The sequence below is a fragment of the Pseudomonas sp. WMBT8 genome (genome assembly GCF_050916005.1).
GTDB lineage: Bacteria > Pseudomonadota > Gammaproteobacteria > Pseudomonadales > Pseudomonadaceae > Aquipseudomonas.
In genome coordinates, this window is record NZ_CP188096.1 from 4781504 (window position 1) to 4804683 (window position 23180).

19 protein-coding genes are annotated in these 23180 nt (G+C 60.5%); 9 read left to right on the forward strand and 10 right to left on the reverse strand.

Features of this window, described 5'->3' with window-relative positions:
* Positions 1 to 5: 5 nt before the first annotated feature.
* From ACO77H_RS21750 to ACO77H_RS21775, 6 genes are all read left to right on the forward strand, one after another.
* Positions 6 to 1070, forward strand: coding sequence for an imelysin family protein (locus ACO77H_RS21750; protein WP_169954621.1), 1065 nt, complete (start codon positions 6 to 8; stop codon positions 1068 to 1070).
* Between the two features lie 2 nt (positions 1071 to 1072).
* Positions 1073 to 2170, forward strand: coding sequence for a DUF1513 domain-containing protein (locus ACO77H_RS21755; RefSeq protein WP_432755775.1), 1098 nt, complete (start codon positions 1073 to 1075; stop codon positions 2168 to 2170).
* Positions 2171 to 2394: 224 nt separating this feature from the next.
* Positions 2395 to 3531: an efflux RND transporter periplasmic adaptor subunit gene (locus ACO77H_RS21760; RefSeq protein WP_432754548.1), complete on the forward strand. Its 1137-nt coding sequence runs from the start codon at positions 2395 to 2397 to the stop codon at positions 3529 to 3531.
* Entirely contained in the window at positions 3528 to 6563 is a 3036-nt protein-coding gene (locus tag ACO77H_RS21765; RefSeq protein ID WP_170056832.1) for a multidrug efflux RND transporter permease subunit, read from the forward strand. Before ACO77H_RS21760 ends, ACO77H_RS21765 begins: the two co-directional genes overlap by 4 nt.
* Before the next feature lie 173 nt (positions 6564 to 6736).
* A complete protein-coding gene (locus tag ACO77H_RS21770) occupies positions 6737 to 7900 on the forward strand; it encodes an efflux RND transporter periplasmic adaptor subunit (protein ID WP_432754549.1) in 1164 nt (387 codons plus the stop codon).
* Positions 7901 to 7903: 3 nt separating this feature from the next.
* Positions 7904 to 10936 carry a multidrug efflux RND transporter permease subunit gene (locus ACO77H_RS21775; protein WP_432754550.1) on the forward strand — a complete coding sequence of 1011 codons (3033 nt, stop codon included), beginning with the start codon at positions 7904 to 7906 and terminating at the stop codon, positions 10934 to 10936.
* Between the two features lie 241 nt (positions 10937 to 11177).
* Here the strand turns inward: ACO77H_RS21775 and ACO77H_RS21780 are convergent, their stop codons facing one another.
* From ACO77H_RS21780 to colR, 5 genes are all read right to left on the reverse strand, one after another.
* Complete coding sequence (locus ACO77H_RS21780) at positions 11178 to 11405, reverse strand: hypothetical protein (protein ID WP_262376938.1); 228 nt, start codon at positions 11403 to 11405, stop codon at positions 11178 to 11180.
* Positions 11405 to 12121: a lipopolysaccharide kinase InaA family protein gene (locus ACO77H_RS21785; RefSeq protein ID WP_169954616.1), complete on the reverse strand. Its 717-nt coding sequence runs from the start codon at positions 12119 to 12121 to the stop codon at positions 11405 to 11407. Before ACO77H_RS21785 ends, ACO77H_RS21780 begins: the two co-directional genes overlap by 1 nt.
* Before the next feature lie 4 nt (positions 12122 to 12125).
* The gene (locus ACO77H_RS21790; RefSeq protein ID WP_169954615.1) at positions 12126 to 12806 is read right to left on the reverse strand and encodes a class I SAM-dependent methyltransferase; all 681 of its coding nucleotides are present in this window, start codon (positions 12804 to 12806) and stop codon (positions 12126 to 12128) included.
* Between the two features lie 187 nt (positions 12807 to 12993).
* The gene (locus ACO77H_RS21795; RefSeq protein ID WP_169954614.1) at positions 12994 to 14274 is read right to left on the reverse strand and encodes a sensor histidine kinase; all 1281 of its coding nucleotides are present in this window, start codon (positions 14272 to 14274) and stop codon (positions 12994 to 12996) included.
* Positions 14264 to 14947, reverse strand: coding sequence for a two-component system response regulator ColR (gene colR, locus ACO77H_RS21800; protein ID WP_029295378.1), 684 nt, complete (start codon positions 14945 to 14947; stop codon positions 14264 to 14266). Before colR ends, ACO77H_RS21795 begins: the two co-directional genes overlap by 11 nt.
* Positions 14948 to 15148: 201 nt before the next feature.
* Between colR and ACO77H_RS21805 the strand changes: the two genes are divergently transcribed.
* The gene (locus tag ACO77H_RS21805) at positions 15149 to 17098 is read left to right on the forward strand and encodes an LTA synthase family protein (RefSeq protein WP_432754551.1); all 1950 of its coding nucleotides are present in this window, start codon (positions 15149 to 15151) and stop codon (positions 17096 to 17098) included.
* 74 nt (positions 17099 to 17172) lie between these two features.
* Here ACO77H_RS21805 and groL read toward each other — a convergent pair whose 3' ends face one another.
* From groL to ACO77H_RS21825, 4 genes are all read right to left on the reverse strand, one after another.
* Positions 17173 to 18819 carry a chaperonin GroEL gene (gene groL, locus ACO77H_RS21810; RefSeq protein WP_169954612.1) on the reverse strand — a complete coding sequence of 549 codons (1647 nt, stop codon included), beginning with the start codon at positions 18817 to 18819 and terminating at the stop codon, positions 17173 to 17175.
* 50 nt (positions 18820 to 18869) lie between these two features.
* Positions 18870 to 19166, reverse strand: coding sequence for a co-chaperone GroES (locus ACO77H_RS21815; RefSeq protein WP_170041865.1), 297 nt, complete (start codon positions 19164 to 19166; stop codon positions 18870 to 18872).
* Positions 19167 to 19395: 229 nt separating this feature from the next.
* Positions 19396 to 19872: an FxsA family protein gene (locus tag ACO77H_RS21820; RefSeq protein ID WP_057439377.1), complete on the reverse strand. Its 477-nt coding sequence runs from the start codon at positions 19870 to 19872 to the stop codon at positions 19396 to 19398.
* A 66-nt stretch (positions 19873 to 19938) separates the two neighbouring features.
* On the reverse strand, positions 19939 to 20670 hold the full coding sequence (locus ACO77H_RS21825; RefSeq protein ID WP_432754552.1) for a HugZ family protein: 732 nt from the start codon (positions 20668 to 20670) through the stop codon (positions 19939 to 19941).
* A 75-nt stretch (positions 20671 to 20745) separates the two neighbouring features.
* On the opposite strand from ACO77H_RS21825, the gene ACO77H_RS21830 reads away from it, so the two are divergent.
* Complete coding sequence (locus tag ACO77H_RS21830) at positions 20746 to 21504, forward strand: SDR family oxidoreductase (RefSeq protein ID WP_432754553.1); 759 nt, start codon at positions 20746 to 20748, stop codon at positions 21502 to 21504.
* Positions 21505 to 21642: 138 nt separating this feature from the next.
* Here ACO77H_RS21830 and ACO77H_RS21835 read toward each other — a convergent pair whose 3' ends face one another.
* A complete protein-coding gene (locus ACO77H_RS21835) occupies positions 21643 to 22650 on the reverse strand; it encodes a DUF481 domain-containing protein (RefSeq protein WP_169954608.1) in 1008 nt (335 codons plus the stop codon).
* 165 nt (positions 22651 to 22815) lie between these two features.
* Between ACO77H_RS21835 and ACO77H_RS21840 the strand changes: the two genes are divergently transcribed.
* Positions 22816 to 23169 (forward strand): MGMT family protein, encoded by a 354-nt coding sequence (locus ACO77H_RS21840; protein ID WP_169954607.1) that lies wholly within the window; start codon positions 22816 to 22818, stop codon positions 23167 to 23169.
* The last annotated feature ends 11 nt before the right edge of the window (positions 23170 to 23180 follow it).

Genomic DNA, 23180 nt, shown 5'->3' on the forward strand with positions numbered 1-23180 from the left:
TCGACATGTTCCGTCCCAAGTTGTTGTTCACCAGCCTCGCCGCCCTGGCCCTTGGCGCCTGCGCGCCGCAGGATCCGCAAGCGGTCACCTCGGCGGCCATTGCCAAGCAAGTGATCCTGCCGACCTACAGCCGCTGGGTCGAAGCTGACCGGCAGTTGGCCGTCAGCGCCCTGGCTTACTGCCAAGGCAAGGAATCCCTGGAGACCGCCCGCGCCGACTTCCTCCACGCGCAAAAAGCCTGGGCCGAGTTGCAACCGCTGCTGATCGGCCCGCTGGCCGAGGGCAATCGCGCCTGGCAGGTGCAGTTCTGGCCAGACAAGAAAAACCTCGTTGGCCGTCAGGTCGAGCAACTGGCCACCGCCCAGCCGCAGATCGATGCCGCTGCCCTGGCCAAGTCCAGCGTTGTGGTGCAAGGCCTGTCGGCCTACGAATACATCCTGTATGACGCCAAGACCGACATCGCCAACGACGCCCAGAAAGCCCGCTACTGCCCGCTGCTGATCGCCATCGGCGAGCGCCAGAAGCAATTGGCCGAAGAGATTCTGGCCAGTTGGAACAGCACCGACGGCATGCTGGCGCAGATGACCAAGTTTCCTAACCAGCGCTACGCCGATTCCCACGAAGCCATCGCCGAACTGCTGCGCGTGCAGGTCACGGCCCTGGACACCCTGAAGAAAAAACTCGGCACACCGATGGGTCGCCTGTCCAAGGGCATCCCCCAGCCGTTCCAGGCCGATGCGTGGCGCAGCCAATCGTCCCTGCAAGGCTTGCGAGCCAGCCTCGCGGCGGCCCAGACCGTTTGGGTCGGGGTCGACAACAAGGGCCTGCGCGGCCTGCTGCCTGCCGACCAGAAGCCTCTGGCCGAGAAGATCGACGCAGCCTACGCAGCCTCCCTGAAACTGTTCGACAGCAACCAGCGTTCGCTCAATGAACTGCTGGCCGACGACGCCGGGCGCGAGCAACTCAACGCTATCTACGACAGCCTCAACGTGGTCCACCGCCTGCACGAAGGCGAACTGGCCAAGGCGCTGGGCATCCAACTGGGCTTCAATGCCAACGATGGTGACTGATGATGCTCAGGCGACAGGCTTTGGCCATTGGTAGCGTGCTGCTCAGTGCAATCACCCTGGGCGGCTGGACGCTGTTCAAGCGCAAGGGCGACAGCCCGCTGCTGCTGTCGGCCCGGGATGATGGCGACGGCAAGCACTACGCCGTGGGCTATCGCCTGGATGGCAGCCAGGTGTTCGCCACCCAGGTTGGCCAGCGTTGCCACGACATCATCAACCACCCGAGCCTGCCCATCGCGCTGTTCGTGGCCCGCCGCCCGGGCACCGAGAGCTACCTGGTGGACCTGCGCGACGGCACGCTGCTGCAAACCGTGACGTCCCAGGCCAACCGGCACTTTTATGGGCATGCGGTGATCCACAAGAGTGGCGACTGGCTGTATGCCACGGAAAACGACACCACCGACCCCGGTCGCGGCCTGTTGGGGGTGTACCGGTTCGAAGGTGAGCGCCTGGTGCACAGTGGGGAGCTTTCCACCCACGGCATCGGCCCGCACCAGGTGTCGTGGATGCCCGATGGCGAGACTCTGATCGTGGCCAATGGCGGGATCCGCACCGAGGCCGAAAGCCGGGTCGAGATGAACCTCAACGCCATGGAACCCAGCCTGGTACTGATGCAGCGCGACGGCACGCTACTGAGCAAGGAAACCCTCGGCCAACCCATGAACAGCGTGCGCCATATGGGGATCGCCAGCGATGGCACGATCCTCACCGGGCAACAGTTCATGGGCCCGTCACAGGAGCGTTCCGAGCTGCTGGCGATCAAGCGTCCGGGCCAGCCGTTCGTGGCGTTCCCGGTGGCGGACGAGCAGTTGCAGGCCATGGGGCACTACACCGCCAGCGTGGCGGTACACAGTGAACTGCGCCTGGTGGCACTGACCGCGCCACGGGGCAATCGCTTCTTTATCTGGGACATGGACAGCGGCGAGCTGCGCCTGGACGGGCCGTTGCCCGACTGTGCCGGCGTGGGTGCGGTAGCGGACGGGTTTGTCGTGACATCCGGCCAGGGCCGCTGCCGTTTCTACGATTGCCGCCGGCCTCAACTGGTGGCCAAGCCCCTGGATCTGCCAACTGGGTTCTGGGATAACCACCTGCATTTGATCTGACGCCATCGCAGCGCTCCCGGGCTGATACCTGGGAGCCGCCCCACTGAAAAAATCCTACGCGACCTGTGAAAACGCCCCTCGACGAGGGAGCAGACTTCACACACACACTCGCGACTTTGCGTCTTATAGCACCCGCCTTTCTCGTGAAGACTGCGTGGCTCACCGTGCCAGCGGCGCTCCTGCGTGCGCCCCACGCACCACGTCACCCTCACAAGGAAGCAACTATGCCGGGCCGCCGGATGATTACCATGCTCAGCATCGTCCTCTTGGTCGTGCTGATGCTTGCCAGCTACAAGGCATTCTGGATTTACCAGCAACTGCAATTGCTGCATGCGCCCAAGCCCCCCGTCAGCGTGGCCGTGGCCAATGCCGTGGAAAAACCCTGGCAGCGCCAGTTGCCCGCGGCCGGCACGCTCAAGGCGTTGCAAGGTATCAACCTGAGTATCGAGGTACCCGGCGTCGTCACTCAGTTGCACTTCGACTCGGGGCAGGCGGTCAAGGCCGGGCAAACCCTGCTGCAGCTCGAACACCAGGCCGAACAGGCCGAGTTGGACGTGGCCCTGGCCGATCGCAGCCTGGCGCTGCAGAACTTTCAGCGTGGGCACCAACTGGTGGGTATCAATGCCATCTCCCAGGGCGAGTTCGATCGCCTGTCCGCCGAGCTCAACCGCAACAAGGCCCTGGTTGCACAGCGCCGCTGGGCCCTGGCAAAAAAACAGATCGTCGCGCCGTTCGACGGCACTATCGGTATCCGTCAGGTCAACATCGGTGACTACCTGCAAAGCTCCACGGTGATCGCCAGCCTGCAGGACACCCGGAGCCTTTACGTGGACTTTCATGTCCCCGAGCAGGCCGTCCAACTGATCAAGATCGGCCAGCCGGTGCAGGTTGAAGTTTCGGCACGGCCAGGGCTTTTCAGTCGCGCCAGCATCAGTGCCATCGACCCCATCGTCGACGACAACACGCGAAATGTGTTGGTGCGTGCGACCCTGGCCACCCCGGACAAATATCTGCTACCGGGGATGTTCGCCCATTTGCAGGTGCTGTTGGACACCCCCTCCTCCCATGTCGTGATCCAGGAAAGCGCGATCGCCTACAGCCCATACGGCCAGTACGTATACGTCGTGAAACCCCACACCGGCAATGAGGGCCCAGGGGGCCTGATCGCTGAACAACGCCTGGTTGAAACGGGCGAGCGACGCGATGGCGATATCGTGATTGCCAAGGGCCTGGCCAAAGGCGAACAGGTCGTCACGGCGGGCCAGATCAAGCTGCAGAACGGCACCCCGGTGCATATCAGTATTGATCGCACACAACCCGATGAACCGCCCTTGGCGCCCCCTCCGGAGCACGCCGAATGACCTTCACCGATCTGTTTATCCGCCGCCCCGTGCTGGCCTTGGTCGTCAGCCTGTTGATCGTGTTGCTGGGCTGGCAGGCCTACGGGAAACTGCCGCTGCGCCAGTTCCCGCAGATGGAAAGTGCACTGATCACGGTGACCACGCTCGCGCCGGGCTCCAGCGCCGAGACCGTGCAGAGCTATATCACGCAACCGTTGCAGAAAAGCCTGGCAAGCGCGCAAGGCATCGACTACATGCGCTCTTCCAGCCGGCAGAATGTGTCGATTATTTCCATCTATGGCCGCGTCGGTGCCGACAGCGACCGCTTGTTCACCGAGCTGCTGGCCAAGACCAATGAAGTGCGCAATCAACTGCCCCGGGATATTGACGATCCGGTCCTGAGCAAAGTCGCCGCAGACAACACCGCGCTGATGTACCTGAGCTTTTCCAGCGACACCATGAACAACGCGCAAATCACCGACTTCCTGCTGCGGGTGGTACAGCCGCGCCTGGTGACGTTACCGGGCATGGCCGAGGCGCAGATCATCGGCAACCAGAGCTTTGCCATGCGCCTGTGGCTCGACCCGCTGAAGCTCGCCGGGTTTGGCTTGAGCGCCAGCGATGTGACCCAGGCCATCAAGCGCTACAACGTGCAGTCCATCGCCGGCGATGCCACCGGCGAGTACGTGGTAACCAGCGTCACGGCCAATACCGAACTGCAATCGGCTGAAGGCTTCCGGGCCATTACCTTGAAAACCAGCGGCGACAGCCAGGTGCGTCTCGGTGATGTAGCGCGAGTGGAGCTGGGCGCCCAGAACTACGACAGCTTCAGCTCTTTCAACGGCCTGCCCGCAACCTATATCAGCATCAAGCCCACCCCCGATGCCAACCCGCTGGAGCTGGGCAAGCGCGTGCGCGACCTGATGCCACTATTGCAGGCGCAACTACCGCCCCAACTGCATGCGGACATTGCCTACGACTCGACGCTGTATATCAACGCCTCAATCGAGCACGTTCTGTCGAGCCTGATGGAAGCCATCCTGATTGTGGTGCTGGTGGTGTTCCTGTTTCTCGGCTCGTTACGCTCGGTGGTGATTCCCGTCATCACCATTCCGCTGTCGCTGATCGGCAGCCTGTTTTTCATGCAACTGATGGGTTATTCGATCAACGTCCTGACGCTGCTGGCCATGGTGCTGGCCATCGGCCTGGTGGTCGATGACGCCATTGTGATGATGGAAAACATCCACCGGCATATCGAAAAAGGCCGATCTCCCCTCGAGGCCGCGATCAAGGGTGCCAGGGAGGTGTGTATGCCGGTGATCTCCATGACCATCACCCTGGCGGCGGTGTATACGCCCATCGGCTTTCTCCAGGGCCTGACCGGTGCGCTGTTCAAGGAGTTTGCCCTGACCCTGGCCGGCGCCGTGGTGATCTCCGGCATCGTCGCACTGACCCTGTCACCGATGATGTGCGCCCTGTTGCTGCGCCCGGAACAACAGCCACAGGGCCTGGCACTGATCCTCGACCGGTTCTTCAATAGCCTGAAACAACGCTATCAGCGCTGCCTGCACCAGATCATGGGGGCACAGTCGGTGGTTATCGTGTTCGCCCTGCTGGTACTCGGCCTGATTCCGGCCATGCTCATCTTCACCCTCTCGGAACTGGCCCCCGATGAGGACCAGGGCCTGATCTTTATCCTCGCCAGTGCGCCGCAGCCGACCAACCTGGCCTACCTCAATACCTACACCCAGGCGTTTATCGAGCAGTTCAAGACCCTGCCCGAATACCAGGCCTCGTTCCAGATCAATGGCCTGGACGGTGTGCATTCAGGGGTTGGTGGTTTCCAGTTGCAGCCCTGGAACCTGCGCAAGCGTACGCAGATGGAGGTCCTGGCGCCCCTGCGCAAAAAGCTCGACAGCATCCCCGGCCTGCAAGTGTTTGCCTTTAACCTGCCGTCCTTGCCGGGCACCGGCGAGGGCCTGCCCTTTGGTTTTGTGATCAGCTCCCAGCAGGACCACACATCGATGCTGGAGGTGGCCGAACGCGTCAAGCAACGGGCAATCGACTCTGGGAAATTTGCCTACGTGGATATCGACCTGGCGTTCGACCGGCCCGAGGTGATGATTGACATCGACCGGGTCAAGGCCGCGCAGATGGGCGTGTCCATGGAAGACCTGAGCCTGACCCTGGCGACCCTGCTGGCAGAGACAGAAATCAATCGTTTCAGGATCGATGGCAATCTCTACAAAGTGATTGCCCAGGTCGAACGCAGCTACCGGGACAATCCGGGCTGGCTGAGCCACTACCACGTAAAAAATGCCAAGGGCCAGTTGATACCGTTGTCGACACTGATCAGCGTGTCCAGCCAACAGGTACGCCCACGGCAGTTGAACCAGTTCCAGCAGCTCAATTCGGTGCTGGTCTCGGCGTATCCGATCGTCGGCATGAGCAACGCGCTGGAGACCGTGCAAACCATCGCCCGGGAGGAGGCGCCGGCGGGCTACACCTTTGACTACAGCAACGCCACGCGCCAGTTCGTGCAGGAGGGCAATGCGCTGTGGGGCACCTTCGGCCTGGCCCTGGCGATCATCGGCCTGGTGCTGGCGGCACAGTTTGAAAGCCTGCGTGACCCACTGGTGATCCTGGTGACCGTGCCGCTGTCGATCTGCGGTGCGCTGATCGCGCTGTTCCTCGGCTGGTCGACCCTGAACATCTACACACAAATAGGCTTGGTCACACTGATCGGCCTGATCAGCAAGCACGGCATCCTCATCGTCGAATTCGCCAACCAGTTGCGCAAGGAGCAAGGTTTGTCTGCGCGGGCCGCCATCGAGGAAGCCGCCGCGACTCGCTTGCGGCCGGTACTGATGACCACGATCGCCACCGTACTGGGGGTGGTCCCGCTGGTGTTTTCCAGCGGTCCGGGGGCGGTCAGCCGTTTTGATATTGGCATGGTGATCGCCACCGGCATGTCCATCGGCACCTTGTTCACGTTGTTCGTCCTGCCTTGCGTGTATACGGTGCTGGCCAAGCGCGATACGCCCGCCCCCTGACCTCCTGCGGGAAAGGCCTGCCCCCCTTTCCCACTCCCCTGCGCCTCAAAACCATTGCCCTTGAGCCTGTGCGCACGCGGCGGCATTTACCAGTTGGAATCGCGCCGAAACTCGGAGTAATGTGCCCAATCGTTCGTCTTCGTCTGCCTCAGTTTTTTCCAAGGAACCGGAATATGCTGCGTCGTCGCATGCTGATCATGTTGGCCGTTGTCCTGTTAATCGTCCTGCTGTTGGCGGGCTATAAAGCCTTTTCCATCTATCAGCAGATCCAGGTCTTTTCCGCGCCCAAGCCGCCGATCAGCGTGGCGGTGGCCACGGCGGTCGAACAACCCTGGCAACAGCGCCTGCCGGCGGTGGGTACGCTCAAGGCCTTGCAGGGGGTGAACCTGGCCCTGGAGATTGCCGGAACGGTCAAGGACGTACAGTTCGAGTCCGGCCAGAAGGTCAAGGCCGGGCAACCGCTGGTACAACTCGACAGCGCGGTCGAAGACGCCCTGCTGCAAACCGCCCAGGCCGACCTGGGCCTGGCCCAGCTCGATTACGGGCGCGGCAGCCAACTGGTGGGCAGCCAGGCGATCTCCAAAGGCGAGTTCGACCGGCTCTCGGCGCAACTGCAAAAAAACAAGGCCACGGTCAACCAGCTCAAGGCTTCCCTGGCCAAGAAACACATCGTCGCGCCATTCAGCGGCACTATCGGCATCCGTCAGGTCGATGTGGGCGACTACCTGGCCAGTGGCACGGTGATCGCCACCTTGCAGGACCTGAGCAGCCTCTACGTCGACTTTTATGTGCCCGAACAATCGGTGCCCAAGCTGGCCGTCGGCCAGGGGGTGCAGGTGCAAGTCTCGGCCTACCCCAGGCAGACCTTCCCCGGTACCCTCAGTGCGATCAACCCGAAAGTCGAGAGCAGCACCCGCAACGTGCTGGTGCGGGCCACCCTGGCCAACCCGGACAATAAACTGCTGCCGGGCATGTTCAGCAGCCTGCAAGTGCTGTTGCCCGACCCGCAGGCCCAGGTGGTGATACCGGAAAGTGCAATTACCTACACCCTCTACGGCAATTCAGCCTACGTAGTAGCGCAGAAAAAGACCGAGGACGGCAGCCTCGAAAAAGATGCCAATGGCCAACCGATCCTGATCGCCGAGCGGCGCTTTATCGAGACCGGCGAACGACGCGACGGCCTGGTGCTGGTCACCCAGGGCCTGAGCAGTGGCGAGCAAGTGGTCAGCGCCGGGCAGATCAAGCTCGACACCGGTGCGCACATCGCCATCACGGCGGATAAAAACTTGCCGGCCAGCCCTGGCCAACCTCCGCGCAACGACGGTTCAAGGAACTGAGCCATGGCGTTTACCGACACGTTTATCCGCCGCCCGGTACTGGCGATGGTGGTCAGCCTGCTGATCGTGCTCCTGGGTTTCCAGGCCTACAGCAAACTGCCGCTGCGCCAATACCCGTCCATGGAAAATGCCCTGATCACGGTGACTACCGCTTACCCCGGGGCCAATGCCGAGACGATCCAGGGCTACATCACCCAACCGCTGCAGCAAAGCCTGGCGAGCGCCGAAGGCATCGACTACATGACCTCGGTCAGTCGCCAGAACTTCTCGGTGATTTCCATCTATGCGCGGATCGGCGCCAACAGCGACCGGCTGTTTACCGAACTGCTGGCCAAGGCCAACGAGGTCAAGAACAAGCTGCCCCAGGACGCCGAAGACCCGGTGTTGAGCAAGGAGGCCGCGGATGCCTCGGCGCTGATGTACATCAGCTTCTCCAGCCAGCAACTGAGCAACCCGCAGATCACCGATTACCTGTCGCGGGTGATCCAGCCCAAGCTGGCGACCCTGCCTGGCATGGCCGAAGCCGAGATCCTCGGCAACCAGGTATTTGCCATGCGCCTGTGGCTGGACCCGATCAAGCTCGCCGGCTTTGGCCTGAGCGCCAGCGACGTCACCAATGCCGTGCGCAACTACAACTTCCTCTCCGCCGCCGGCGAAGTGAAGGGTGAGTATGTGGTCACCAGCATCAACGCCAATACCGACCTGAAGACCGCCGAAGCCTTCGCCGCCATCACCGTCAAGACCGATGGCGACAGCCGGGTGCTGCTCGGCGACGTGGCGCGGGTGGAAATGGGCGCGGAAAACTACAACGCCATCAGCTCCTTTGGCGGCACGCCCTCGGTGTACATCGGCATCAAGGCCACGCCCAGCGCCAACCCGCTGGATGTGATCAAGGAAGTGCGCAAACTGATGCCGGAGCTGGAATCCCAGTTGCCGCCCAACCTCAAGGCAGAAATCGCCTACGACGCCACGCTGTTTATCCAGGCCTCCATCAACGAGGTGGTCAAGACCTTGTTTGAAGCGGTGTTGATCGTGATCGTCGTGGTGTTCCTGTTTCTCGGGGCGCTGCGCTCAGTGGTGATCCCGGTGGTGACCATCCCGCTGTCGATGATTGGCGTGCTGTTTTTCATGCAATTGATGGGCTACTCCATCAACCTGCTGACGCTGCTGGCGATGGTGCTGGCTATTGGCCTGGTGGTGGATGATGCGATTGTGGTGGTGGAAAACATCCACCGCCATATAGAAGACGGCAAGACGCCGCTGGACGCCGCGTTGGAAGGCGCGCGGGAGATTGCCGTGCCGGTGGTGTCGATGACTATCACCCTGGCGGCGGTGTACGCGCCCATCGGCTTCCTGGAGGGGCTGACCGGGGCGTTGTTCAAGGAGTTCGCCCTGACCCTGGCCGGTGCGGTGGTGATTTCCGGCATGGTCGCCCTGACCCTGTCGCCGATGATGTGCGCCCTGCTGTTGCGCCACGACGAAAACCCCAGCGGCCTGAGCCACCGCCTGGACCGCATCTTCGAAGGCCTCAAGCGCCGCTACCAGACAATGCTGCATGGCACCTTGAACACCCGGCCGGTGGTGATTGTGTTTGCCTTGATCGTGCTGTGTCTGATCCCGGTGTTCCTCAAGTTCACTCAGTCGCAACTGGCCCCCGACGAAGACCAGGGCATCATCTTCATGATGGCCAGCGCGCCGCAGCCGACCAACCTGGACTACCTGAACACCTACACCGACGAGTTCATCGCAATCTTCAAGGACTTCCCGGAGTACTACTCCTCGTTCCAGATCAATGGGTTCAACGGGGTGCAATCGGGTATCGGCGGCTTCCTGCTCAAGCCGTGGAACGAGCGCGACCGCACGCAAATGCAGATCCTGCCTGAGGTGCAGAAACGCCTGGAGCAGATCCCCGGCTTGCAGGTGTTCGGCTTCAATTTGCCGTCGCTGCCGGGCACCGGTGAAGGCCTGCCCTTCGGTTTTGTGATCAACACACCCAATGACTACGAGTCATTGCTGCAAGTGGCCGCCCGTGTGAAAAAGCGCGCCATGGAGTCGGGCAAGTTCGCCTTCGTGGATATCGACCTGGCGTTCGACAAGCCCGAGGTGGTGGTGGACATCGACCGCGCCAAGGCGGCGCAGATGGGGGTGTCGATGCAGGACTTGGGCAGCACCCTGGCGACCTTGCTGGCGGAGGCAGAGATCAACCGGTTCACCATTGATGGGCGCAGCTACAAGGTGATCGCCCAGGTGGAACGGGCCTACCGGGACAACCCCGAGTGGCTGAACAATTACTACGTGAAAAACACCCAGGGCGAACTGCTGCCGCTGTCGACCTTGATCAGCGTCAGCGACCGTGCCCGCCCGCGCCAACTGAACCAGTTCCAGCAACTCAACTCGGCGCTGATCTCGGGCTTCCCGATTGTCAGCATGGGCGAGGCTATCGATACCGTGCGCCAGATCGCCATCGAAGAAACCCCGGCCGGCTATGCCTTCGACTACAGCGGCGCCTCGCGCCAGTTCATCCAGGAAGGCAGCGCGTTGTGGATCACCTTTGGCCTGGCGCTGGCGATCATCTTCCTGGTGCTGGCGGCACAGTTCGAGAGCTTCCGTGACCCGCTGGTGATACTGGTGACAGTGCCACTGTCGATCTGCGGCGCGTTGATCCCGTTGTTCCTCGGCTGGTCGAGCATGAACATCTACACCCAGGTGGGGTTGGTGACGTTGATCGGTCTGATCAGCAAGCATGGGATCCTGATCGTCGAGTTTGCCAACCAGTTGCGCAAGGACAAGGGCCTGACACCCCGAGAAGCGGTAGAAGAAGCCGCGGCGATTCGCCTGCGCCCGGTATTGATGACCACGGCGGCGATGGTGTTTGGCATGGTGCCGTTGATCTTTGCCACGGGGGCCGGGGCGGTCAGTCGGTTTGATATCGGAATGGTGATTGCCACGGGGATGTCGGTGGGCACCTTGTTTACTTTGTTTGTATTGCCGTGTGTGTATACGTTGCTGGCCAAGCGTGATCCCTTGGCTGATTGAGTACCTATCCATGGGCGCGGTAACGGCACTGACCTGATCGTTGACGCCCACTGTAGGAGCCGGCTTGCCGGCGATGGTCGTTAACGATCACGTTGGATACCTGACATCCCCGAGGTGTTCTTACTGGCGTCATCGCCGGCAAGCCGGCTCCTACAAGGGATGTAGTTGCGCGCTCGGGCTCTGCCGTGGTCCACAAAAAAGGCCTCGCTATGCGAGGCCTTTTATCGGGGCGTCAATCTCTTCAACTCGCAGGCCTCATGCCTTGGGACATCCCAAACATAAACAGCAAAAGCTGATGATCAGGCTGCGTGACCCCAGCGGTCTTGGCGATCCGTGGCAGCGGGCATTGCCCGCCACTGTGTACCGCGCTGAGGACTTCTGTACGGGGCTGCTCCCAGGCAGCCAGGGCCAGGGATGCGATGCCCAAGGCCCCCAACAGAAACAAACCTCGTGCTATTTCTAGCTTCATTAGGTTAAACCCTTGATAGCGCTGCCAAACGCCGCTTGGTAAAAGTAGCTGAGTTTTTGCCAGTCGGCGGTATTCCACGACGAATGGCGACGCAATTGCTGCATGTCATGGGCGGCGGCCCGGCGGGCGGTCAAGCGTTGGCGGCACTTCTCGAGATCCAGCAGCGCCACTTCGACCGTCGCGCCCTCACCCGCCCCGCTGACCCGCACAAAAATATGCTTGCTGTACAGGCAGCCATGCTGCCAGCGCCCCTTGTGCATACGCGCCAGGGTCTGCGCCAATTCAGCCAGCAGGCGCTCATGCACCAGCTCCCCGCATTGCTCGCGACCGCCGGCGGCGTACCAGTTGTCGATTTCCACGAATCCGTCCAATGAAGCCGTCACCAGCAAGGCCTTCCACTGGTGGTCCGGATCACGACGGGCACCACAGAACACCAGCTCCGGAACACCTACATCGAGCAAGCGCAGGCCCCTGAGCGCATCACGCTCGCGTAGCACCGTAGGCCGCCCAAAGGGATGCAGCCAGCTGCGGTAGGTATGGCCTGTCTGGCGCTTGCTGTAGAGCAAGCGCCCATTGGTACCGATCACCCGCTGTACGCCGCTTTCGCCACCCCGACGTCGATTGGGTTCCTCGACCCACTCGCCCTGCTGCCGCCAGAAATAATCGAACCGCTCCTCAGGAGCTACGTGACTGCCTGCTACGTACTCAACCACCATCCTGCTACCTCTTGCGCAATACGTACACTCGCCACATGGCATACAGCGGTATGAAGTCCAAACACTCCTGGACGCGGAAACCAGCTTGCTCAAACTCAGCCTCAACAGTAGCAGCCGGTAACACAAATCGATTTCGGTAACTGTCCTGCTCACTTTTGTTGCGGCGCTGCACTTCCAGGCGCTTGCGTTTCCAGGCCTTGAAATTGCCATCCACCCACAACGAAACAATCACACTGTCGCGGGTAACTCGTTGAAATTCCTTCAATATCGCCATGCGATGCGCCGGCTCGCCGATGTGATGCAACAGGCGCATGCAAAAAATGCTGTCCACGGCGTTATCTGGCAAATCGATATCAAACGCAGATGTCTGCAAGGGTCGTACCTGCTTGACCACATCCGCCGGTTGCGCCCCCATGGCGATGTTCAGCATGGACTCGGAATTGTCCGCCCCAATAATGATCCGGTTGGGCTTTTCGGCCAGCAGCGGCCAGAAACGCCCGGCGCCGCACGGCAAGTCCAATACCAGGCCGGGCTCGCCGGCCATCGCCAGCGCACCACGGGCCAATTGTTCGTCGCGTTTGTGGGACAGCCGGCGCGCCAAAGTGTCCTGGTGCTTGTGCAAATATTGCTGAGCGTGCCGGTCATCGTACTTTGCGGAAAATTCAAGCTTGATCGGAGTAGCCATCAACGAGTCTCCTGGACTGATGCCTACAACCTTAAGCAGTCGCACGTCATCCGCAGGTCAACCCTTTGTGAAAAAAACGTCCCGTCTAACCCTAAAGAATTACAAGGTTTTACAGGGAAAAAGCATGGCAGGAAGCCATCTTCGTCGAACAGGAAGGAGTCTGCCCCAGGATAGGGGCAGGAAGGGATCAGGATTTGACGTGGCTCAATTCAACATGGAAACGGCAGCCGCTAGGCTCCATGGTGCTGAGGCTGACCACCCAGCCCTGGCTTTCGCAGATGCGCTGGACCAGCGACAAACCCAGGCCCAGGCCATCACCGCGCTTTTCGTTGCCGCGCACAAACGGCTCAAACATGGCCTCGCGCTTGTCTTCGGGAATCCCCACGCCGCTGTCTTCCACCACAAAGCCGGTGGGTTCCAGGGTCAGGCGGATAAACCCCTGCTCGGTGTAGTGCAGGGCATTGCGCAGCAGGTTGCCCATGACAGCATGCAGGAAGGTGGCGTTGTAGCGGGTATCGAGTGGGTTGCCCGGCTGGTAGAACAACTCGATGCCCTTGCGCTCGATGGGTTCGCGCCAGATCCCCAGCAAGCCCTCCGCGACCTCGGCCAGGCTGACCTGGGGCGACATCGTGGTGTCATCGTGCTGGGCACGAGCGAGCATCAGGAAGGTCTGTACCAGTTCGCGCATTTCCTCGCAGGCCCGGGCGATGCGCTCGACCTGTTTGCGTCCCCGTGAATCAATGGCCGGGTTTTCCAGCAGCAGCTCGCAGGAACTGGCCAGCACCATCAAGGGGGTGCGCAGTTCATGGCTGACATCGCTGGTGAACAGGCGCTCGCGGGTCAGGGCCTGGCGCAAACGGCCAAGGGTCGCATCGAAGGCCACCGCCAACTCGCCTACTTCGTCGGCCGCGTAGTCCGGGGCCAACGGTGGGGCCAGGCCCAACAACTGGTCACGATGCCGCACTTGGCGCGCCAGGCGTACTACCGGTGCCATCACCTTGCGGGCAAGGACCCAGCCGAGGAATACCGCCAGCGCCAGGCTGAGGACAAACCCCACCAGCACCACCGCAAACAGCACGCGCTCGCGCTCTTCGAAATCGCTTTGGTCTTGCAATAGGACATACCGACGGCCGTCGACGATTTCGACCATCGCATGGTAGGAAAGCGCATCGCGGAACACTTCGTGAAAGCCGGCGTCCAGGTGCCGCAAGTCCTTGGGCAGCTGGAAATCCCCACGCCCGCCGCTGAAGTAGAACAACTGGTCCGGCTCGGGGCGGTGACGCCAGTCTTCGACACTGTCCATCAACAGCAGGCGTTGCAGGTCGCCGCCCAGGCCCGCCGAAATCAGTTTTTCTTCCACCAGGTGCACCGTGGCAACGATGCCCATGGCAAAGGCCCCCGCTACCAGCGCGCTCATCAGCGCAAAGGCGATGATGATCCGCTGGGCAAGGCTTTGCTTAAACTCCATCACGGCCCTCGGCCAAGCGATAACCCACGCCATGCACGGTTTGCAGCAATGGCTTGGCAAATGGCTTGTCGATCACCTGGCGCAGTTGGTGGACGTGGCTGCGCAGGCTGTCGCTGTCCGGGCAGTCATCGCCCCACAGGGCTTCTTCCAGCACTTCGCGGCGCAGGACGTGAGGGCTTTTCTGCATCAGCACCGCGAGCAATTTCAGGCCGACCGGGTTGAGCTTGAGCAGGCGCCCTTCGCGGGTCACTTCCAGGGTGTCGAGGTCGTAGGACAAATCGCCGACTTGCAGCTCCCGCCGCCCGCCACCCTGGGCCCGGCGCAGCACCGCTTCGATGCGTGCGGCCAACTCCGACAGGGCAAACGGCTTGAGCAGGTAGTCGTCGGCACCCGACTTGAAGCCTTGCAGGCGGTCGTCCAATTGATCGCGGGCGGTGAGCATGATCACCGGCGTATCGCGGCGCGCGTCTTCACGCAGGCGTTTGCACAGGGTGTAGCCATCAATGCCGGGCAGCATGATATCGAGCACGATCAGGTCGTAATGCTCGGTGGCGGCCAGGTGCAGGCCTGACAAACCGTCCTGCGCACAGTCCACGGTGTAGCCCTTGAGCCCCAGGTAATCCGCCAGGTTGGCCAGAATATCGCGGTTGTCTTCAACCAATAAAATTCGCATGGGCAGTGTCTCCGTACGCGGTAACGGCCGTGTTGGCTCGCGCAGCTTAAGGCCAAGCCGGGCTTACCGCTAGGCCTGAGGGGCTGACCTATTACTCTTTTCAACTGATTGACTGGTGCAACGAGTTTTTCACTATCGGTTCACAGCTTGACTACAGTACCAGAGTGAAAATCGCCCCCCATTGATATAAGGAACTTGGATATGGGTTTTATCAAAACTGCGCCAATGCGCTATCTGCTGTTGGTGACCGGCGCTTGGCTGGTTATTTTTCTGTTGACCCGCAGCGTACTGCTCATTACCCACCTGGATGAAGTCGGCGGCAACCTGCTGCCGGTGTTCGGTGTGGGCCTGCTCTACGACCTGGGTTTCCTGGCCTATGCCGCGCTGCCCCTGGGCCTGTACCTACTGCTGTGCCCACCGGCTTTGTGGCGGCGGCGCGGCCACCGCTGGTTCCTGCAAGGCGTACTGACCGTCAGCCTGTTCGCCATGCTGTTCACCTCGGTGGCCGAATGGTTGTTCTGGGATGAGTTCGGCGTGCGCTTCAACTTTATCGCCGTCGACTATCTGGTGTATTCCGATGAGGTGTTGAACAACCTGCTGGAGTCCTACCCCATCGGCAAACTGTTGGGCCTGTTGGCAATACTGGCGATTGTCCTGAGCCTGGCCTTGCGCAAGCTGTTCAACGCAGCACTCGACTCGCCGCTGCCGGCCATGCGTGGACGCCTGCTCAATGCCTTGGGATTGCTGGTGGTTGCCGGCCTGAGCCTGCAGTTGGTCAGCCAGAACAGCCCGCGTACCCAGGGTGGCAACGCCTATAACAACGAACTGGCCAGCAATGGCCCATACCAATTCTTCGCCGCGTTCCGCAACAATGAACTGGACTACAGCCAGTTCTACAAAAGCCTGCCGAGCGATATCGTGGCCCGCCAGCTACGGGCGGAACTCAGTGAACCCAATGCCCGGTTCATTGGCACCGATCCACTGGATATCCGCCGCGCCATCGACAACCCCGGCACGTTGCGCAAACCCAATATCGTGCTGGTGACCATCGAAAGCTTCAGCGCCAAATACATGGGCAGCAATGGCGACGACCGCAACCTGACCCCCAACCTTGATCAGTTGCGCAAACACAGCCTGTACTTCAACAATTTCTACGCAACCGGTACCCGCACCGACCGTGGCCTGGAGGCCATTACCCTGGCCATCCCGCCCACTCCGGGGCGCTCCATCGTCAAACGGATTGGTCGCGAAAGCGGCTTCGCCAGCCTGGGCCAGCAGCTCAGTGCAATCGGTTATGACAGCGTGTTTGTGTATGGCGGCCGCGGTTACTTCGACAATATGAATGCGTTTTTCAGCGGCAACGGTTACCGGGTGGTTGACCAGAGCAGTGTCGCCGAATCCGAAATCAGCTTTAAAAACGCCTGGGGCATGGCCGATGAAGACCTCTTCAAGCAAACCTTGAAGCTGGCGGATGCCGGTTATGCCAAGCAGCAACCGTTCCTGCTGCAGTTGATGACCACCTCCAACCATCGCCCCTACACCTACCCGGACGGCAGGATCGACATCAAGTCCGGCAACGGTCGCGACGGTGCGGTGAAATACACTGACTACGCCATCGGCCAATTCCTACAGGCTGCGCGCCAAAAACCGTGGTTCGACAATACGATCTTCGTGTTTGTCGCCGACCACACCGCCGGCAGCGCGGGCAAGGAAGACTTGCCCGTCGCCAACTACCAGATTCCGCTATTTATCTATGCGCCGAAATTGATCGAGGCCCGGGAAAGCGCGCAACTGGCCAGCCAGATCGACCTCGCCCCGACACTCCTGGGTCTGTTGAACCTGAGCTATGAATCGACGTTTTTCGGACGCAACCTGCTGCAAGACAACCCGCTGCCTCCTCGCGTAGTGATCGGCAACTATCAGCACCTGGGCTTGTTTGACGGCACCAACCTGGCAATCCTCAGCCCCCGCCAAGGCCTGCGGCGCCATGACCAGGCCCTGGGCGCGAGCCAGGAGTCCCGGGTAGACAGCAATGACCCGTTGATCCAACGTGCGATCACTTACTACCAGGCAGCCAGTCATGACTTCAAGCAACACCTGTTAGCCTGGAAAGGCGCGAAAGACGCCGTCCCTCAAATGAGTACGCGCTGACTCGATAAGCGCCCATAAAAAAGCCCCGCCTGATCACTCAGGCGGGGCTTTTATGCATCAGGGGTAAGGCTGGCTTACATCATGCCGCCCATGCCACCCATACCGCCCATGTCTGGCATACCGCCGCCAGCCGAGCCTTCTTTCTTCGGTGCATCAGCGATCGCAGCTTCGGTGGTCAGGATCAGACCGCCGATGGAGGATGCCGCTTGCAGCGCGGAACGAGTCACCTTGGTAGGGTCCAGGATGCCCATTTCGATCATGTCGCCGTAGACGCCAGTCGCAGCGTTGTAACCGTAGTTACCTTTGCCGTTCTTGACTTCGTTGACCACAACGCTCGGCTCGTCGCCGGAGTTGGCAGCAATCTGGCGCAGCGGTGCTTCAACAGCACGACGCAGTACAGCAATACCCACGTCCTGGTCAGCGTTGTCGCCGGTCAGACCGACCAAGGCTTCCAGGGCACGGATCAGCGCAACGCCACCGCCAGGTACCACGCCTTCTTCGACGGCTGCGCGGGTTGCGTGCAGGGCGTCTTCAACGCGGGCTTTCTTCTCTTTCATTTCAACTTCGGAACCAGCGCCAACCTTGATCACTGCAACACCGCCGGACAGCTTGGCCAGGCGCTCTTGCAGTTTTTCACGGTCGTAGTCCGAGGAGGTTTCAGCAACCTGGGCACGGATCTGGGTGATGCGCGCCTGGATGTCCTGCTCCACGCCAGCACCGTCAACAATGATGGTGTTTTCCTTGGAGATGGTCACGCGCTTGGCGCTACCCAGGTTTTCCAGGGTGGCACTTTCCAGGCTCAGGCCGATCTCTTCGGAGATAACGGTACCGCCAGTCAGGACGGCGATGTCCTGCAGCATGGCCTTGCGACGATCGCCGAAGCCTGGAGCCTTGACGGCTGCGACTTTAACGATACCGCGCATGTTGTTCACAACCAGAGTCGCCAGGGCTTCGCCTTCAACGTCTTCGGAAACGATCAGCAGTGGACGGCCGGCTTTGGCAACGGCTTCCAGTACTGGCAGCATTTCGCGGATGTTCGAGATCTTTTTGTCGACCAGCAGGATCAGCGGGCTGTCCAGCTCGGCAACCATGGTCTCTGGCTTGTTGACGAAGTACGGGGACAGGTAGCCACGGTCGAACTGCATGCCTTCTACAACCGACAGTTCGTTTTCCAGGCCAGTGCCTTCTTCAACGGTGATCACGCCTTCTTTACCGACTTTTTCCATGGCTTCGGCAATGATGTCGCCGATGGAGCTGTCGGAGTTGGCGGAGATGGTGCCTACCTGAGCGATAGCCTTGGTGTCAGCGCATGGCTTGGACAGGCTTTTCAGCTCAGCAACGATGGCGATGGTCGCCTTGTCGATGCCGCGCTTGAGGTCCATCGGGTTCATGCCGGCAGCGACGGCTTTGTAGCCTTCGTTGACGATTGCCTGAGCCAGAACGGTGGCGGTGGTGGTGCCGTCGCCTGCGTCATCGTTGGCACGGGAGGCAACGTCTTTGACCAGCTGCGCGCCCATGTTTTCGAAACGGTCTTCCAGTTCGATTTCTTTGGCGACCGAAACGCCGTCCTTGGTGATGGTCGGAGCGCCGAAGCTCTTCTCGATGATCACGTTACGGCCTTTCGGGCCCAGGGTCGCTTTTACTGCGTCAGCCAGGATGTTGACACCGGTGAGCATTTTCTTACGGGCGGAATCGCCGAATTTAACTTCTTTAGCAGCCATGATCGATATTCCTTAAATACTTTGTAGTAACGGGAAAATGAGCGGGAAAATCAGCCTTCCAGTACAGCGAGAATCTCGTTCTCAGCCATCACCAGCAGGTCTTCGCCGTCGATTTTCACAGTGTTGCTGCCGGAGTAAGGACCGAATACAACCTTGTCACCCACTTTCACAGCCAGCTCACGTACTTGACCGTTTTCCAGCGTCTTGCCTGGGCCAACTGCGAGGATCACACCGTGGTTGGCTTTTTCAGCAGCCGAACCTGGCAGAACGATACCGCCAGCGGTTTTCTTTTCTTCTTCGCTGCGACGGATAACGACGCGGTCGTGCAGAGGACGAAGCTTGCTCATTGTCGATCTCTCCTAATTGTAAGTTTCATCGGCCGGTATCAGTACCGGCTGGTGGTAGTCCGGCGGTGCCGGTCGCGGTTCGCCAAGCGAAACGCGGAAGTCTGTCTGGTGTCGCCACCAGAAACCTTGCGGTGACCGTTACATAAGGGCGTATATGCTTATTACAAGGGCCAGCGGTGAAAATTTTTACTCCGGCAAGGCACCCGCAGGGGCCATGCCAGGGAGGGTATTACTTGGAGTCGCGGTGCTCGAACTCGCCTTCGATCACATCACCTTCACGCCCCAGCGGCTGGCGAGGTGCCGGGCCGCCACGGGGTTGCAGGTCGTCGGCAAAGGCACGCTGGCGGATCGCCGCTTCTTCGGCACGCTGGCGCAGCTTGCCCGCCAGCAACCGACGGGTGAATGGCAACAGCAGGATCAAACCGAGCACATCGCTGACAAAACCCGGCACGATCAGCAGGCCACCGGCCAAGGCCATCATCAGGCCTTCGAGCATGGTCTGGGCCGGCAACTCGCCACGGTTCAGGCTTTCACGAGCACGCAGTGCGGTGGCCAGGCCGGCGATCCGCAGCACGAACACGCCGAGCATCGAGCCGAGAATTATCAGCAGCAGCGCCGGGAAAAACCCGATAGCCCCGCTGACCTTGACGAATACGAACAGCTCCAGCACCGGAAACAGCAGAAAGAGCAATAAAAAAGGGCGCATCAAATGGTTCCTCAACGCAAGAATGCCTTGCTACTAGACCTTAGATGACGTCGCCCTTTCGTGAATTCAAGCGTGTGTGACGGCTTTTTTCGGCCAAGCCTCGGCATGGGCCAGGAAAACCAGGGCCTCGCGCACTTGTGTCGGAGTGTTGCAAGTATCCGCAAAAGGCAACCAGTGCAGGCCCTGGCCGATGCGCAAATGCATGCCCTCGCTGTCGATACCGGCCAGTTGCGCCGGCTCGAAGGTCGGCAGGCCGGCCAGTTCGACATAGTGGGCGATGGCCTTGGTGTGATCGCTGTTCATGTGCTCGATCATGCTCAACTCGGCCTTGCCGGCGAACGGGTTGGCCAGGGTCAGTTGATCCACCCAGTGGATCGCCCCGAAACCGCCGATATAGCGATGCCGCACCGGCTTGAGGACCCAGAAATCAAAATCATGGGCCTTGTGGTAGTTCGCCGAATCCGGGAAGTACCGATAGTAACGCTCGGCGGCGGCAGCAATGGCCGCCTCGTCCTCGAGTTTTTCGGCTTCGGCAAGATAGGTGAGGCGCCCGACGGCCTGCACGTCATCCGCCTCACGCTCACCCACCAGCAACGAACATTTAGGGTCTTTTTGCAGGTTATGGGTGTGCTGGGCAATACGGCTGATCAGGATCAGCGGCAGGCCCTCGGCGTCCAGGCAGTAAGGCACCACCGAACCAAAGGGGAAGCCGGGCATGGCTTTGGAGTGTGTGGCGAGCGCCCCACGGTATTCCTTGAGCAGTAGTTCTCGGGCATTCTTGGCGACGTGGACGCTCAACTTATGACTCCTTCGATAAATTCCGTCAAAAAACGGACTTGGGCAACCGCTTAAATCTGCTCACAGGACATGCGAATGCATCTCAACGACAAAGTAATCATTATCACCGGCGGTTGCCAGGGTTTGGGCCGTTCCATGGCCGAGTATTTTGCAAGTAAAGGTGCCCACCTGGCGCTGGTGGACCTCAATCAGGAAAAGCTCGATGCGGCAGTGGCTGCATGCCAGTCCCATGGCGTCACCGCGCGCAGCTATCTATGCAATGTGGCAGACGAAGAACAGGTGACCTACACCGTGGCACGGATCGCCGATGATTTCGGCGCGATCCACGGTCTGATCAACAACGCCGGGATCCTGCGCGATGGCCTGTTGCTCAAGGTCAAGGACGGCGAGATGACCAAGATGAGCCTGGCCCAGTGGCAGGCGGTGATCGACGTCAATCTGACCGGCGTGTTCCTCTGCACCCGCGAAGTGGCGGCGAAGATGGTGGAGCTGAAAAACCAGGGCGCCATTATCAATATCTCGTCGATCTCCCGCGCGGGTAACGTGGGCCAGACCAACTATTCGGCGGCCAAGGCCGGCGTGGCGGCGGCGACGGTGACCTGGGCCAAGGAACTGGCGCGCTATGGCATTCGCGTGGCGGGCATTGCGCCGGGCTTTATCGAGACCGAGATGACCCTGGGCATGAAGCCCGAGGCGCTGGAGAAGATGACGTCGGGGATCCCGCTCAAGCGCATGGGCCGCCCGGAAGAAATCGCCCATTCGGCGGCGTATATCTTCGAGAACGACTATTACACCGGGCGCATCCTGGAGCTGGATGGCGGGTTGCGCCTGTAACAACGCCGAAAAACAACTGTGGGAGCGGGCTTGCTCGCGATAGCAGACTGGTCAGTTAACGAATATGTCGACTGACACATCGCTATCGCGAGCAAGCCCGCTCCCACATTAAAAGTCCGCATTCGTACCGTGGCAGGCTTACCAGGTCACGCCAAAACCTGCGGTGTAACGGGTCTTGCTCAAGTCGCTGTCCGAACCGCCGCTGATGATGTCGCGCTCGGCCTTGAGATTGAGCGAGGCCCATTCGGTGACTTTGTAGCGCAGGCCCATTTCGGCATCGAGGGCGTAGTCGGCAGGACCGGCCAGGGGCTTGCCCACTTCGCCGTTGGTGAAGAACTCCACGGTCTTGCCGATCAGGTAGCGGTTGTAGTCCCACTTCATGGCCAGGGAATAGAAGTTGTCCTTGCCGCCGTCCTGGTATTCATAGTCAGTGCGGTTGAGCAGCGAGCCGAGGGAGAACGCACCCAGTTCATCATCCCAGAACTGATAACCCGGACCGGTACCGACGGTGCGCTGGCGACGCAGGTCTTCAACCCTGTCGTGCTTGTAGGTCAAGCGCCCCTGCCAGAACCACTGGTCGGTAATAAAGCGGTCCAGCGCGTACTCGGCACTCCAGTTGTCGGTAGTGACCACATCGTTCTGGAATTCGCGGTTGTATTCGCCTTCAGCGATATGCCGCCACTTGCCGTGACGGGCGGTGGTCTTGAAGTCGATGTCATAATCGTCGGTGTCTTTTTCCGCACGCTTGTAGTCCAGCGCCACGTCGACGTTGCCCTTCCACACCAGATCCTCGATCACCGGCTTGGGCTTGATGATCTGCTGGATGCTGGCCAACTCCACCGTCTTGGGCGTCTCGCCGTTGGCCAGGACCACCTTGCCATCCTCCGCCGGGTGCAGGGACTTGGCCTTCTCGCCGGTGTAGGCATCCTGCTTGACCAGCAGTTCCTGGTCGCTTTCCAGGGTTTTCACCTGCTTCCAGTCCACCGGGATTGCACCCGCGTATTCAGTCTGGATCAGCAGTTTGCCGCCGTCGAAAACCTTGATCTTGCCAGTCAGGCGATCACCGTTTTTCAACCAGACCGTATCGGCCAGCACAGGGGTAGAAGCAGTAAAGACAGCGAGGCACAACAGGGTTCTGGACAACATAAGCGGTTACGGGGCTCAAGTTTGGCGAAAAAGGAGGCATTATCGGCGTAGCTGAAGTCTTAGCAAGGACTGACTCAAGGTTTTCTATTGAGTTCAATTCTCAACGGCATTTTTACAGACGTTTCTTACATATCGACGACCAATTTCAATCGAGCCGCCAGAACAGTGAACGAGCCCGCCGACACCCCGCAAAACCCGGCCGAAATGCGCCGTACCGCGCTGTACCTGACCTTGGCCCAAGTGCCCGAAGGCTGCGTGGTGAGCTACGGTGAACTGGCGCACCTGGCCGGCCTGGGGCGCGCCGCACGCTTCGTGGGCCGCACCCTGAGCCAGCTTCCCGAGGGTTCCAAGTTGCCCTGGCACCGGGTAGTCGCCGCCGGCGGTCGGATAAGTCTGCCTGTGGGTAGCGCTTCGGGCGATGAACAACGTGCGCGTTTGCGCAGCGAAGGTGTCAGTATCCTGAACAATCGCGTTGATATTCAGCGTCATGGCTGGCGCCCGGTAGAGCACAGCGGTTAGAGTGCGCGCTT